Annotated in this window: 13 protein-coding genes; 3 read left to right on the plus strand and 10 right to left on the minus strand. The window is 35.0% G+C overall.

Annotation, left to right across the window (positions count from 1 at the left end; all coding sequences use genetic code 11):
- Positions 1-69: 69 nt before the first annotated feature.
- From FJR04_RS11560 to cruF, 5 genes are all read right to left on the minus strand, one after another.
- Entirely contained in the window at positions 70-1311 is a 1242-nt protein-coding gene (locus FJR04_RS11560; RefSeq protein ID WP_168494781.1) for a MoxR family ATPase, read from the minus strand.
- A 49-nt stretch (positions 1312-1360) separates the two neighbouring features.
- Positions 1361-2506, minus strand: a complete 1146-nt coding sequence (locus FJR04_RS11565; RefSeq protein ID WP_168494783.1) for an EAD6 domain-containing conflict system protein — start codon at positions 2504-2506, stop codon at positions 1361-1363.
- A 50-nt stretch (positions 2507-2556) separates the two neighbouring features.
- Positions 2557-3417, minus strand: coding sequence for an EAD6 domain-containing conflict system protein (locus FJR04_RS11570; RefSeq protein ID WP_168494785.1), 861 nt, complete (start codon positions 3415-3417; stop codon positions 2557-2559).
- A gap of 51 nt (positions 3418-3468) precedes the next feature.
- A complete protein-coding gene (locus FJR04_RS11575) occupies positions 3469-4029 on the minus strand; it encodes a Pycsar system effector family protein (protein WP_168494787.1) in 561 nt (186 codons plus the stop codon).
- A gap of 372 nt (positions 4030-4401) precedes the next feature.
- A complete protein-coding gene (cruF, locus tag FJR04_RS11580; protein WP_168494789.1) occupies positions 4402-5310 on the minus strand; it encodes a gamma-carotene 1'-hydroxylase CruF in 909 nt (302 codons plus the stop codon).
- A gap of 271 nt (positions 5311-5581) precedes the next feature.
- Between cruF and FJR04_RS11585 the strand changes: the two genes are divergently transcribed.
- Positions 5582-6007: a hypothetical protein gene (locus FJR04_RS11585; protein ID WP_168494791.1), complete on the plus strand. Its 426-nt coding sequence runs from the start codon at positions 5582-5584 to the stop codon at positions 6005-6007.
- A gap of 193 nt (positions 6008-6200) precedes the next feature.
- Here the strand turns inward: FJR04_RS11585 and rpmA are convergent, their stop codons facing one another.
- Both rpmA and rplU read right to left on the minus strand, forming a co-directional pair.
- Positions 6201-6485, minus strand: a complete 285-nt coding sequence (rpmA, locus tag FJR04_RS11590) for a 50S ribosomal protein L27 (protein WP_168494793.1) — start codon at positions 6483-6485, stop codon at positions 6201-6203.
- Positions 6486-6632: 147 nt separating this feature from the next.
- Positions 6633-7052 (minus strand): 50S ribosomal protein L21, encoded by a 420-nt coding sequence (gene rplU, locus FJR04_RS11595; RefSeq protein WP_168494795.1) that lies wholly within the window; start codon positions 7050-7052, stop codon positions 6633-6635.
- A gap of 401 nt (positions 7053-7453) precedes the next feature.
- On the opposite strand from rplU, the gene FJR04_RS11600 reads away from it, so the two are divergent.
- Positions 7454-8545 (plus strand): DNA polymerase beta superfamily protein, encoded by a 1092-nt coding sequence (locus tag FJR04_RS11600; RefSeq protein WP_168494798.1) that lies wholly within the window; start codon positions 7454-7456, stop codon positions 8543-8545.
- A gap of 188 nt (positions 8546-8733) precedes the next feature.
- Here the strand turns inward: FJR04_RS11600 and ychF are convergent, their stop codons facing one another.
- The 3 genes from ychF to FJR04_RS11615 all read right to left on the minus strand — a co-directional run bounded on the left by ychF (position 8734) and on the right by FJR04_RS11615 (position 13335).
- On the minus strand, positions 8734-9825 hold the full coding sequence (ychF, locus tag FJR04_RS11605; RefSeq protein ID WP_168494799.1) for a redox-regulated ATPase YchF: 1092 nt from the start codon (positions 9823-9825) through the stop codon (positions 8734-8736).
- A 37-nt stretch (positions 9826-9862) separates the two neighbouring features.
- Positions 9863-10090 carry a hypothetical protein gene (locus FJR04_RS11610; RefSeq protein WP_168494801.1) on the minus strand — a complete coding sequence of 76 codons (228 nt, stop codon included), beginning with the start codon at positions 10088-10090 and terminating at the stop codon, positions 9863-9865.
- 86 nt (positions 10091-10176) lie between these two features.
- Positions 10177-13335 carry an MFS transporter gene (locus FJR04_RS11615; protein ID WP_168494803.1) on the minus strand — a complete coding sequence of 1053 codons (3159 nt, stop codon included), beginning with the start codon at positions 13333-13335 and terminating at the stop codon, positions 10177-10179.
- Positions 13336-13920: 585 nt separating this feature from the next.
- Between FJR04_RS11615 and FJR04_RS11620 the strand changes: the two genes are divergently transcribed.
- Positions 13921-14109, plus strand: a complete 189-nt coding sequence (locus FJR04_RS11620; RefSeq protein ID WP_168494805.1) for a hypothetical protein — start codon at positions 13921-13923, stop codon at positions 14107-14109.
- The last annotated feature ends 11 nt before the right edge of the window (positions 14110-14120 follow it).

Below are 14120 nucleotides of genomic sequence, written 5' to 3' on the forward strand. Positions count from 1 at the left end.
TCATTCAAGTGCATAAGGCTATATTATTTATATTTTACAGGCAAGATGCCCGTACCACAATAGATATTTTTACTGTTCATCAGTATCAGATAAAGATTTAAACAATAAATCTTGTAAATCTTTAGTGAAAGATTCAGGATTCAGGTTATTTCTCATATAAATAGCATTTAATAATTGATCTGTTGCTCGTTCTGTTGCTTCTTTTTCTTTAAAGGCTGTTATGAGATCATCTGTTGTGTTTTTAGTTCCTTGATAACTGTCATCATCAAAATGAGATGCAATGATATTTTTTAAATATTCTGGATCAGGATCAGGCATTCTTACCCGTAAACAGCGACGGACAAATGCGGGAGGAAAGTCTCTTTCTCCATTACTGGTCATAATAATAATGGGAAATTCTGAACAATGTACTCGACCTGCCTTAATTGTAGCTTTAATGTTTGGGTCTTCTGTACGAACTTCTACAGTTTTAGCTGCTTTTTCTTCTATTTTAGATGTTTCTGTATGAGAAGTATCAGCCCAACGGACTAATTCAGGGATTGCATATTTACCTTCTTCAAAGAGATGTAATAAATCATTAGGTAAATTGATGTCACTTTTATCAATTTCATCAATTAATAAAACCCTGGGATAAAGAGATGGTAAAAATGCTGTACCCAATGATCCTAATGTGATATAATTGCCAATATCAAATGATTTATTTTGGGTTTGATTGTCTTTATATAGTTGATAATCTTGAAGTCGGGCGATCGCATCATAGGCATATAATCCATCTTGGAGGGTAGAACGGGAAGTAATTGGCCAACTTAATACAGTTCCTAATTTTAATTCATGAGCGATCGCATAAGCTAAAGAAGTTTTACCAGATCCAGGATTTCCTGTTACTAAAAGCGGTCTTCGTAACAAGATAGCAGCATTTACAGCATCTAATACTGTGATTTTATTATTAGAACTGTTTTTATTACTATCATCATTTGCTGCTGTTAGTTGACTAGAAACGCGAAATCTTTTACCCTTTTCTTGGCCTCTTTCATTTTCGGGAGAGTTAGCTAATTTTTGAATTTCTTCCCATTGATCATAAATTTTCTTTAGTTCTTCTGAATTTTTAGTAATTTCATCAATTTTTTTCTTTTTATTTTCACTACCATCTAAATTTATTGCTTTTTTTAATTTATCTATATCTTTAATTTCTAAAAATTTCCGCCAAGGTGGTGGAGATTTCATTTTTTCCTGGATATTTATATCATGATCTTGTCCATCACCATAGAATAGATACCAGTCTTTGTTATTTTCTGTTTGATGTTCAGTCATTGTTTTTGTCCTTGTAAATAGGTTTAATTAATCAATAAAATTTTTATTTCTAAACCTTCCTAGCCATATTAGGAGATATGAGTTGATTTGCTCCTGTTGGTATTTTATCATGATCAAATAATACTCCTAAATTGTAACCAAAATCTCCTTTATGACTCATATATTTTTTTCTAATATCATGAATATTTCTGAGTATTTTATAAACTTTACAATAACCAAGAGAATTATCGGAATCTATTTTTAACATTTCTCCTAAATGCTTATTAATTTGATTACTTTGATCAATGTCTCTATATCTAGTCCATAAGCACAAAGGAAAACCTTCTCTCAAAATATTTGAAAAGATTTTATACCTTGTTTTTGAAGTTGAAAAAGGGTCATTAATTAGATGATAAACATCAGTATTTTGAATAAATTCTTGAGTATTATTAGACTTATTAATCAACTCTTGTAACAAGCTGAATTTTTCTCTATATGAAATAATTGATTCATCATTGATATCATGGTTAAAGAATCTCTCATAAGAACGTACAATTAATGGATATAAATTACAAATCGGTATTTTTTGATTCCCAAATTGATGATCAGGAATTTGTTTAATATCAAAATCTGCACCTAAAAGACTAATAGGTACAAACAATTCTATAATTGGCAAGCTAGATAATATAATATTTTGCTTGTTAAGCACTTTTTTCATTTCTTGAATACTTTTATATACGTAATCAATGATTTCTTTTTCTAAATAACTTCTACATTCTTCTTCCTCACTTAATTTAATAGGAAATCTTTTTAGTTCTTTCTCACACTCATTATTCGCAAATTGTACAAATTCAGCTTTTATGAAAAATTCTTTATTAGTTTTGGGTTCTATAATGAAAAAAAGATAACTAACAATATTATTTGTATTTTGTGCATCAGATATATTGTTTTGATCGATAAAATTTTGCATTTGAGAAGCAAAATTTTTGTTTTCTTTGCAAAGTATTGTTAAGAATGTATTTATAAAATTATTTTTATCTAAATATCTAACTAAATTAATCAATTTAGATTGATATGTAGTTCCTTCAACTAGATCATAAATATTTCCTTTTAGTGTCTGCTCATTTTCTGTACATATATCTTTTAGTTGTTGTTCTGTAAATGTATTTTGGATAAGTTCTCTTAACTTTTTTCTTTTTTCATCCGTTAATGGCATTTTCTAACCTCAATCGTCGTTTTGTCAGTTGTATTGTAATCAATGATTACTTAATTATGAAACAAAGAGTTTATTTGAGAAGCAAAATTTTTGTTTTCGCTACCAAGTATTGTTAAAAATGTATTTATCAAATCATTCTGATGTAAATATCTAACTAAATTAATCAATTTAGATTTATATGTAGTTCCTTCAACTAAATCATAAATATTTCCTTCTAGTGTCTGCTGATTTTCTGTACATATATCTTTTAATTGTTGTTCTATAAATGTATTTTGGATAAGTTCTCTTAAATTTTTTCTTTTTTCATCTGTCCATATAATAGGTTGTGGTGAAATACCCGCGTTAGAATTTACAAGCACCGAACAACCATAAGCCTGTTTTAACTCACCTTGTTTATTCTTGAAAGTTTGATTAGAAAACTTATTTTGTATATCTTGAGCAAGTTCATTATATGTCATATTATCAATAAATAACCAACCAGGTAATGCACCAGCTTCTAACTCTTTAACTATTAGAAAACCATTACCAGTAAGTCGATTCAGAATGCCTGAATCATAAATAACATTAGGATCTGTAGCTGCACCAAATCGAAATATCCACTGGTCTATACCAGGTTTTTGGTTACGTTTATTAACTAATTCACAAAATATTTGAACAAACTCATAGGCATTTTCAGAATATTGAAATATCAGTCTATATCCATCTGCCATAGGCATTTCTATTTTGGTAAAATTAGGATCAATATTATAATTTTTGGTTGATTCATCAAAAGCTGGTTTAACAATTTCTTCGATTTTTTTAATAAAAATTTGTAAAATTTCATTTCCTAAATCATATTTTTCAAAAAGTTCCTGAAAAGATTGGGAAGACTTGACTAAATCAAGTTGAACTATTGTTAATCTATAACCCATAAATTACCTCTATTTTTCTCAATGAATTTCTGACAAAAATAATTACACTAATTATAAATGACGATAAATAACTAAACTTATCAAAATAGAAAATGGAATTACCACAATAGAAGCAATCAAAATATATATGGCATAAATAAAAACCCGAAATTTGAGAGAAGCAATTTCAGAATTAATAGTAATTTGTGCAGCAATATCTTGATACTCTTTTTTATAAGGTGTCTTTAATTGAGAATCAAAATAATGGTGATTCAGTGCATCTAACAATTCAATTGGCTTATATTTTTGCAAATGTCCAAAAAACCATAAATTATCTTTATCTAGATTAGTAGGATTTAAGTTACGTCGCGACCCTAAAACTCTCTCTAAATTGGTTTTAGGTAAAAAAGACAACGAACAAACTAAAGCACAAATAGAAAGTAAAATAGTTGTTAACAATAACCCAATTTTTAATGAATTAGGCAGATTTTGGGCTGTAGACAAAATAGTTATAGTAGCAGTAATAGCAGCACCAGAAAAAGCCAAAAGAATACCATTTTTAGCCTCTGCAAACTTCAGCCACTCATTGACATTTGAGAAAATGGCTATGAGCTTAATAACAACATCATCCATAGAAATATCACGTCTCAGGTTTAGTTATGAAATAAAAAGGCCGATGTAGTATGATACACCCTACTAATGTGCCAGTTGAGTAGGTCTTGTATATATAAAATCACTACAAATAGATATTATCACTACTACGGTAGTTTTTCCGCTAAATATACACAAATATTTCCCTGATTTTATTTTTTATTCTGCGTAAAAATACATATTTTATTATTTATTTCAAGTGCTAATACTTAATCATTTAACCCACATTACGCACTTGTAATTTTAACTGCCATATCAGCTTTAACTTTTTTTATATGATTGGGAAAGAGGTAATTGAAATAATTTCTTCCCCTCTTTCCTGTTCCCCATTCCCTATTCCCTGTTCCCTCTTCCCTATTTGAAAGCCACTTTCACATTAGCAACAGCAACTTCTTTTGTAGCTGCTTCAATAGGCACAGTTGCAAATGCACTAGAACCTCTAGACCACATTAGTACAGCAGGAGCTACACCCAGCGCCACACCTAGCAATATAGGAATAGGAAAACCAGCCGCCAAACTCATGACTGTAGCAAAACCAAAGTTACCTAAATAAACTAGTAAAGGTATATTCAGTTGATAATGGTCTAATTTAACCGGGTTTCTGCTCCATAACAAAGCTGCTACGGTCATAAATAAAGCACCAGTACCCATCCAACCGGCAAAGTTTTGGTAAGGCATTCCAAAGAAAGCCCCTGGTTGTTGCCAATACCAGAAGGGAAGGGAAGTTTGACTCATTGCAGGGTCAAGAACGAAATCCCAAGAAGTGAGCAGCAAAGAACCTAAAACAATTGCTCCCAAGTGACGGAACAAGCTGGGTTTTTTATCTACTTCTAAACCCGCACGCGCCAACACATAAGAAACTAATCCTACATAAAACCATGACAGGGGAATTGTAAAAGGTACTAAACCAGAAATTTTATACCCCAGTCCACTCAAATAGCTGTAGTGACCAAAGGGAAAACCTGTGCTAGTTCCTAATAATTCACTAGTAAGAGAAATTGATAAAGATGGTATTAAAAATCCTAAAGCGCGCGCCAAACCTAAAGTTCGGTAAGCATAAAGGAACACTCCCAGCGCCCCTAAAATCATGTATACCACACCGCCACCCGCCATGCTCCACTGCATGACACTCTGACCAACCTCTGATAAGCTGACAATTAATTCAGCATTGGGAATAACAATTAATATTCCTACCAGTCCAAATACCATAGAAACGATATGGCCAATTAGGCATACGCGCTCGACGATAACAAGTTGTCTCATGATCAATCCTTAATGATATGCCACGTGGCTACTCAACTGCTAATAGTTTACAAAGATTTATGAACATATTTAACTAAATGTTGATCTTTATTCGCTAAAAATTAGGAATTAAAGATGAAATTAAACATTTAGAAACTTTATGGGTTCTGTAAAACTGTGAAATAATGAATGCACCTGATACTGGAAACACCAGTATATAGCGGTTTGTGAGGCACAGAACTTTTACATTTATCAAACCCCTAAAGCCTGTATTACTTCTAAATCCTGCTATATGTCAATTTTAAAAAAGATCCCTTGGTTTTCCCTCACACTTGTATTATTGAGTTACAGTACATTGGGCTGGGTAATATTTGAAGAAAAAGCCCATTGGTATATCTGGCTGATAACTGTGGTAACTATTCTGCTGTCGTTAATATGTGTTACCAACCCCTGGTTAAAACTCAATCAGTGTTTTAGTATCTTGTTTAAGTCAAACGCTAGGACTTTTGGCGTGACTGTCTTAGCCGCTTTACTATTTTTTCTGATGATTGCCTGGTTTCGAGTATTTCTTGATACTTTACTTATTTTGTGTGCGACTATCTTAGCGAAAATAGACTTTCAATCAGTTGGTTTAAAACCAGCATTAGCTTTTGGATGTACGTTTCTTTGCTCACTGCTAGGTTTAGCATTGGGGGCATTCCTTAATCAGCAGATTTAAAATTAGTCACTGGTCATTAATTTGTTAATGCAGCAGATTGCAGATCACTGAGTAGGGGCGAAGCATTCGGGCGATAAATTATCGGTTTTTTCCCAAGTTTATTTTCCGAATGCTTCGCCCTTACACCGAATGCTGATGCTTCCAGTCCCTTCAGGGATAAGCCCTTACATCGAATCCTGCTGTAACTTAATGACTAGCTTGCTACTGCTTCTACTGCTGCTACTGCTACTGGATAAACGCTAATTTTCTTCCGGCTTTTACCCTTTCTTTCAAAGGTAACTACACCGTCAACTAGCGCAAACAAGGTATCATCACTACCAATGCCAACATTGTTACCAGGGTGAACTTTAGTGCCACGCTGACGGATAAGAATGTTACCCGCACGTACAGTTTGTCCACCATAACGCTTTACGCCCAGTCTTTGAGCATTAGAGTCGCGTCCGTTACGCGTACTACCAGTTCCTTTCTTATGAGCCATAATTTCCTCTTTTCTATTTACTCTATTTATTCCAGGTTGCTAGTTATCTAGTTTAAGCTGGTGATTGGTAATTGGTGATTAGGAAGATAAATTTTCATTACTCTTCTTATCTCTTGCTGATTGCCTAACTAGCAACTTAAACCTTATTTATGATTCCTCAGAGGATTCGTCCGCAGTTTCTTCTACGAAGTCAGCATCAATAACTGGACCTTCAGCACTAGTAGGTGCTTCTTCGTAAGCTAAAACTTCGCCGTTGAGATTGATAGAATTAATCAAAAATCTGGTGATTTCCTGGCGGTGTCCCCGTTTTTTGCGGGTTTTCTTTTTAGGTTTCATCTTATACACCAGGACTTTGCGACCTCTAAAATGTCGCATGATTGTCCCTTCGACGGTTGCACCTTCTACTAAAGGTTGTCCAATAGAAACTGTACCTTCGTGGTTTACAAGTAATACTGCGTTGATAGTAACTTTTTCATCTGGTTCGGCATTTAGTAGTTCAATGTCGTAAAAGCGACCTGCTTCTACTTTCATTTGTTTACCGCCAGTTTCAATAATTGCGTAGGTCATTCAATCGTCCTTGAGGTTGCCGTACAGGTAGCTGGTTATAATCTCTTGTAGAGACGCTATTTATAGCTTTTGCCAGCTTTTGCAGTATGTCTACCTGATCCGAGCAGGAATTAGACAGACAATCTAATATATTACCTGACGGGTTGCTAATCAGTCAACCTTTGAGGAAATATAATTTTATTTTCCAGTGATCTCCGAAAAGGTAATTCTTGAGTTTGTAGTTAATGCTGACACAGACAGAATGAAAATTTAACCAATCTGAGTAGCCTGATAAGTTGCTCAGATTTTTTTATATCCCACTATAAGATTTTTCATAAATAACTTAAGATGTTTATAGTCCTATAAATCAATAGAGTTCAGAAGATTGTATTGTCCTCTAACTAAATTTTTATTACATGAACATGAAAAGAATTGAAGTTGAACAAAGAACTATTTTTGTGGGTTTAGCTGGTAGTTATGGTTATGGCTTAAATCGTCCTGATTCTGACTATGATTATCGTGGTGTATTTATTGCTCCCAAACGCTATTATTTGGGATTTGATAGTATTGAACAAAAAGATTCTGGTTGGGATGAACCAGGGATATTTCCGTTTATAGATGGTAATGAAGATACGGTTATTTATGAATTAAGGAAAGTTCTCCATTTATTGGCGGGTGCAAATCCCAATGTTTTAGAATTGCTGTGGTTGAATAATTATCCGTTTATAACTAATGTCGGACAACATTTAATTAATCATCGCCGTTTATTTTTGAGCAAAAAGGTAAAACATACTTATTCTGGTTATGCTTTTGCTCAAATTAAGAAGATGGAAACTCACCGTAAATGGTTGTTAAATCCACCGACTAAAAAACCCATTCCCTCGGATTTTGATATTACTGAGGAAATCCCTTTAAGCAAAGATGAGTTAAATGCTTTTTTGGAATATCTGTATCTTTTAATTAGGGGAAAAATTGAGTTTTTGGAAGAAGCAGAACAGTTATATAAATTGCTGACGGCGGATATTGATTTTAAAGGGGTTTTGAAACAATATACTTTAGCAGATGAAACTTTAGAATATACCCAAAATTTAACTCATGGGCGTAAAGATTTTATTCGTCTTTTACAAAAAAGTCAAAGTTATCAAATTGCATTGAGAGAATGGAAGGCTTATATATCTTGGCAGGAAAATAGAAATCCTGCTAGAGCCGAGATGGAAAAAAAATCAGGTTATGATTTAAAACATGGAATGCACTGTATTAGATTGTTACGCAGTGGGTTAGAAATTTTGCAGCGGGGAGAAGTGATTGTAGATAGAAACTTAGCTGGTGATCTTGATAATTTAAAATCTATTTTGCGGGGTGATTATAGTTATGAAGAGTTGATGAAAATAGCCAATGATTTGGTTGCTCAAATGGATGTTTTTTATGAGCAATCTAGTTTACCACATCGTCCAGATTTGGAACAAATTAATGATTTGTGTATGGAGTTGGTAGAAATGCAAGGTTGGCGTTAAAAATAGTCGAAGTATAGGATTTAAGGATGAACAGGATTAACAGCCCTAACTAGATGACTATAGCGGTTATCGCCCTTGATGCAATACAATCGAGGGCGCAGGCCCTGCGCCCCTACAGGGTTTGCGGTTGGGTGAATGTATCTCACAAAGAGTGCGTTATGCTGTAGATAACGCACCTATGCTATTTCCTATACATTAAACCGGAATAACATTACATCACCTTCTTGGACAATATATTCCTTTCCTTCACTTCTGACTAAGCCTTTTTCTTTTGTTGCATTCATTGAACCATGAGTTACTAAATCGTTATAAGCAACAGTTTCTGCACGAATAAATCCCCGTTCAAAGTCAGAGTGAATGACTCCTGCGGCTTGGGGTGCAGACATTCCGGCGTTAATTGTCCAAGCACGGGTTTCTTTTGGTCCACAGGTGAAATATGTGCGTAAACCTAAAAGTGTATAAGTTGCCCGAATTAAAGATTTTAAACCGCCTTCTTTGACACCCAAAGATTCTAGAAAATCGGCTTTATCTGCTTCTGGTAATTCTACTAATTCCGCTTCTACTTGTGCGGAAACAATGACAACTTGGGCATTTTCTTGTGCAGCAACTTCTCGGACTTTCTCAACAAAATTATTACCTGTTGCTAAGTCATCTTCAGAAACATTAGCAGCGTAAATGATTGGTTTATTAGTAAGTAATCCTAAACCTTTAATAATTTCGGCTTCTTCGGTACTCAATTCTATTTGACGAACTGATTTACCTTCATTTAAAGCGGCGGCTAATTTTTCCAAAACTGTAATTTCAAACTGGGCATCTTTGCTAGTGCGTGCTAGTTTGCGAGTTCTATCAATGCGTTTTTCAATTTGGAATAAGTCGGATAAACCAAGCTCTAAATTAATGATTTCAATATCCCGCGCTGGGTCAACAGAACCCGCAACGTGAATGATATCATCATTTTCAAAACAACGAACTACATGAACGATCGCATCAACTTCTCGAATGTGAGATAAAAATTGATTACCTAGTCCTTCACCTTGACTTGCACCTTTGACTAAGCCGGCAATATCTACAAATTCTACACGGGCGGGGACAATTTGTACTGATGTAGCAATTTTCGCCAGAACGTTTAACCGGTCGTCTGGTACGGAAACAATGCCAACATTCGGTTCGATGGTGCAAAATGGGAAATTAGCCGCTTCAGCTTTGGCATTAGCGACTACAGCGTTAAATAAGGTTGATTTTCCGACGTTGGGAAGTCCGACAATTCCGGCTCTTAGCATTTTCGATTTTGAATGTGGTTTCAATTATAAGGATAATTCAAACGGGTTGAGGAATGGTTTGAGGAATTGGACCTGGTACGGTTTGAGGAATGGGACTGGGTACAGTTTGGGGAATGGGTCCTGGTACGGTTTGGGGAATTGGTTCTGGGACTGGTTCTGGTGCGGGTGAGGGAATGGTGGGTTCTGGTGTAGGGTGAGGACGGGGGTTTGGTTCAGGAGTGGGAATTTGGGGTTCGGGGATGGAGATAGCAGCGGGATTAATCATGGTAAGTCCAACTTGATGAGTAAAAAATGTGATAGAGACGCTCCATGGAACGTCTCTACATTGAAAAACTATGGTTGAATCTGTTTCTAAATAAAGAGAGTGGGAGTAATGACGGCTAAAACTCCACCTATGGCTGACGCGATGAGGGAGACAAAAGCGGCGTTAAATAGCCACCAAGCAGCGTCCGCAAGGGCTTTTTTACTATCAATTGCTTGCTGTTTGGCTTGTTCTCTCATTGCTTGGAGTCTTCTTTGGGTTTCTTGCTGAATGCGATCTGCTTGACGTAAGACACTATCTCGCGCTCTTTCAATCCGATTAATAATGTGATTAGCTTGCTCTGGGGAGATATCTCGACGAGAACTGAGAAGCGCAACTAGGGTATCACGGTCGAATTGACTTAAGCGATCGCGCAATGCTTCAAATCCTGCTTGCGGGTCGTCAAATATTTTAGCAAAATCGTGTTGGATGCCTTCATAATTGAGTTCAGGACGGTTTAAGGAGTTGAGATAGTCACGAATTCTCCCAAAAATACTATCAACGAGCGATCGCATTCTTTGCTGAATTTGTTCAAATTGTTGAACTATGGAGTCACGCACGGATTCAATTTGGTCAACAATTCTGTTTGCTTCTGCTTCCGAAATATCTTCACGTTGGGAAAGTAAGGCTACCAATGTAGAACGGTCGAATTTAGAAAGACGATCATTTAAAGTCCCTAAACCTGCGCGAGGTGAAGATAGTAATAGTTGCAAATCGCGTTTAATTCCATCAGGATTCAATTCTTCTTTGTTGGTGTTGCGGAGATAATTTTCCAAATTTGCTTCAAAATCTACCACTTGTTTAGTCGTGCGTTTGGCTAAACGTTGGGGTGCTTTAATAATATTAGCGATCGCTTGTTGAACAGAATCAATTATTTGATTAACTTGTTCTTCACTTAAATCTTCCCGTGTAGCCAGCAGTTTCACTAATGTTTCCCGATCAAAATGGGACAAGCGATCGCGTAATGCAACAGCACCTTTTTTGGGGTCATCTAACAACTTCTGCAAATCTCGCTGAATACCTTCTGGGTTCAGTTCTTCCAAGTTAGTATTTCGCAAATATTCAGCTATAGCTGTTGTTGTTTGTTCATATTGCTCTTGTGCTTTTTCAGTAACTTTTCGCGGTGCTTGAAGAACATTATTGCGGACTTTCTCTAAAGAATCTAGAGTTTGGTTAATTTCTTCTTCACTTAAATCTTGACGTTGATTTAATAATTGAACTAAAGTATCTCTATCGAATTGCGATAAGCGAAAACGCAAAATATTTATTCCGGCTTGTGGATCTTCTAAAAGCACTTGGAAATCACGCTTAATGGCATCAGGATTGAGTTCTTCTTTATGAGTATTTCGCAAATAATCCTCTACCCTTTGACGCAACTCATTAGCTTGGTTTCTAGATTGTTCTTGCAATTCTCTAGCTTGATCAATAATATTATCGCGAGTGCTTTCGAGTTGACCAATAATATTATTAACTTCCTCTTCGCTGAGATTATGACGTTCTTGGAGTAATGGAAAGAAGGTATCCCGATTAAATTTACTCAACCGCTCTTGTAACTCTTCAAAACTAGCGTCTGAGTCTTCCAGGATAGCTCTAAAATTGCGTTCAATCGCTTCTGGAGTCAATTCTTCTGTTTTAGCATTCCGTAAATAATCCTCTATTTGACTGCGAAGCCGTTGTGATTTTTCTTGTTTTTCTGCCTGTTGAACAATTGGTAAAACTTCTTGACGAATATTTTCTAATTGTTCAGAAATTTCTCTTCTCCTATCTTCGCTAAAATCTCCTCGTTGTTGGAGTAAATTACGAAAATAATTTTGATTTATTTCTTCTAAATTATGACGGACTTGACTGGGGTTAGCATTAGGGTCATAAATTACTTCTCGAAATTCCTCTTGAATTGTGAGGCGATTAAAATGCCAAGGGAAAGAATTGAGAATATAATCTTCTACATCTGCCTTGATTGTATTCTCAGGTTGTGTAGAGAATATTCCTCCTAATTGATTACCTATTTTACTCGCTTGTTCAGTTGTTTGGTTAGCAACCTGTTTGACTTGCTCAATAATTTTATTAACATCAACATCTTGAACTTGACTACCGATTTTTTTCAATTCAGTGGTGATTTCTTGAACATTAATATCAGAAATATTAGCTCTTTCTAATATTGCTGTTCCTGCTGCACCTAAACCATATTGAACAGCTTGATTGAGGAAACCATTTCTTTGTTTGCCATTTCCATTACCAACAGTTATTAGTTGTTGCAGCCTTTCACCTAGTTTTTCTGATTTTAATTCTTCTGGACTAGCAGACTTCAATAAATCAATTACTTTTTCTGTTGTACTTTGTCGGTTTAATACTTGCTTCCAAGCATCCTCTAGTTGGTCAGCAATTTTATTAACATCCTCCGCAGAAAAGTCTGTTCGAGTTCTGATTAAATCCACAAAAGTCTGACGATTGATATTTTCTAACAATTTACTATCTCTGATATCTCGCAAATCTACATCTTTTAACAACTGATCAAATTGATTTCTAATTTCCTTGATATCTAGTTGTGGTAACTGTAAAGAACTCAAAGAAGTTTGCAAAGTATTTCTAAGACTATCAGGATCAAAACCAGAAGTTAATTCTCGACGCACTGCGGCAGTAATTTCTTCAGCCGTAGAAACCATTTGTTTTTGAGCAACATTAGCACCAATAGCTGAAGTTGCTGTCCCCAACAAACCTTGAATACCGGAAGTTACAGTGCTAATAAAAGAACCAATTAATGAACCTACTGCATTAGAACCTAGCCACATGATGACAGTGAAATAAGTAGACCAAATAACGACACTGATTATTGCTCCTAAAAATGTACTTTGAATTAAACTCAATTTAACTGCCAAAAAACAAGCAATAAATAAGGCAATACTAGAAGAAAAAATTGCCCAAGTCCCAACTTTAGCTTCAACTTTGCGAATACTTCCGCCTAATGTTTGTGGATCATCAACATCAGAATATGCACCAGTTCCTATGGCAGAAATTCCCGCAGCTACAGAGAGATTTGTGAATAATAATTGAAAAGCAAATGCCATGAGGACACCTGATAACAATGCCACAAAAAATTTAGGACTAGAGAAAATAAGTGGTATTTGTGCTGGAATTAAGGCATTTATTGGTGCTAATCCTAAATGTAGATAGCACCATGAAAAATCCATGAATGAATTTAAATCAATCATTGTTTTCTCCTGTAATTTGAAGTAATAAATGTATAAAATTGGTGAATAAAAATACCCCCTAAATACTCAAATTTCAGTAATCATCTTCTAGGAATAATACTTGTTACTACCAGGATCAAAAGACTATCTATTACTCATGTATATATAGGAAGTAAATCTAGTAGTAGATGTTTGCCTCTTGCTCCTGACAGATGAAATGAGCAAACAATTTTTCATTACGAGTGATACTTACTCTATGCTTCGCTTTTTAGGTAAGTAAAATCTGGTTTTAGTTGAAATCTGCAAATGTGATTGTATACATATATTAATATTAGCTCTATCTATTCTCTCAAGTCTTCTACCATTCGACACATTAATCCAAGATAACTCTCTCGCAATAGCCCCCTCTTTTGAAACATCCTCTGTAAGTAATTATTAACTATAATTGCTTAATTTATGAGTGAGAAATTTATCGCTATCTCCAAGAGGTATTTAATAATTCTGAAGAGAGAATTGCCAATCTCGATAGAGAACAAAAATAAGGAGAAAAGCATAGTTTTTGAGGAAATATGCTTTAATTAAGGTAGACAACCAAAACTATGCACTATGTCTATCCGAGTTCATCTAGTTGTTATTATTAATAATATTACCTTGTTGGTATTTTACACAGAATCGGACTGTTGGGAGTTTCGGTTAATTAGTGCGGGTGGTGAAATTTTTGGAGAACAGAGAATTTACTTCAGCCCAGAAGCAGCCGAAAAAGCAGCCCGTGAGTGGATTTATCAGGGATACTAATGATTTAATAT

This window comes from Anabaena sp. UHCC 0204 (genome assembly GCF_009711975.1).
In the GTDB taxonomy this organism is placed as follows: Bacteria; Cyanobacteriota; Cyanobacteriia; order Cyanobacteriales; family Nostocaceae; genus Dolichospermum.

What these genes read in the sequence shown, in the direction of transcription:
- FJR04_RS11560 (WP_168494781.1), bottom strand. Translation starts at nt 1,311, where the DNA reads ATGACTGAACATCAAACAGAAAATAACAAAGACTGGTATCTATTCTAT.
- FJR04_RS11565 (WP_168494783.1), bottom strand. Translation starts at nt 2,506, where the DNA reads ATGCCATTAACGGATGAAAAAAGAAAAAAGTTAAGAGAACTTATCCAA.
- FJR04_RS11570 (WP_168494785.1), bottom strand. Translation starts at nt 3,417, where the DNA reads ATGGGTTATAGATTAACAATAGTTCAACTTGATTTAGTCAAGTCTTCC.
- FJR04_RS11575 (WP_168494787.1), bottom strand. Translation starts at nt 4,029, where the DNA reads ATGGATGATGTTGTTATTAAGCTCATAGCCATTTTCTCAAATGTCAAT.
- cruF (WP_168494789.1), bottom strand. Translation starts at nt 5,310, where the DNA reads ATGAGACAACTTGTTATCGTCGAGCGCGTATGCCTAATTGGCCATATC.
- FJR04_RS11585 (WP_168494791.1), top strand. Translation starts at nt 5,582, where the DNA reads ATGTCAATTTTAAAAAAGATCCCTTGGTTTTCCCTCACACTTGTATTA.
- rpmA (WP_168494793.1), bottom strand. Translation starts at nt 6,485, where the DNA reads ATGGCTCATAAGAAAGGAACTGGTAGTACGCGTAACGGACGCGACTCT.
- rplU (WP_168494795.1), bottom strand. Translation starts at nt 7,052, where the DNA reads ATGACCTACGCAATTATTGAAACTGGCGGTAAACAAATGAAAGTAGAA.
- FJR04_RS11600 (WP_168494798.1), top strand. Translation starts at nt 7,454, where the DNA reads ATGAAAAGAATTGAAGTTGAACAAAGAACTATTTTTGTGGGTTTAGCT.
- ychF (WP_168494799.1), bottom strand. Translation starts at nt 9,825, where the DNA reads ATGCTAAGAGCCGGAATTGTCGGACTTCCCAACGTCGGAAAATCAACC.
- FJR04_RS11610 (WP_168494801.1), bottom strand. Translation starts at nt 10,090, where the DNA reads ATGATTAATCCCGCTGCTATCTCCATCCCCGAACCCCAAATTCCCACT.
- FJR04_RS11615 (WP_168494803.1), bottom strand. Translation starts at nt 13,335, where the DNA reads ATGATTGATTTAAATTCATTCATGGATTTTTCATGGTGCTATCTACAT.
- FJR04_RS11620 (WP_168494805.1), top strand. Translation starts at nt 13,921, where the DNA reads ATGTCTATCCGAGTTCATCTAGTTGTTATTATTAATAATATTACCTTG.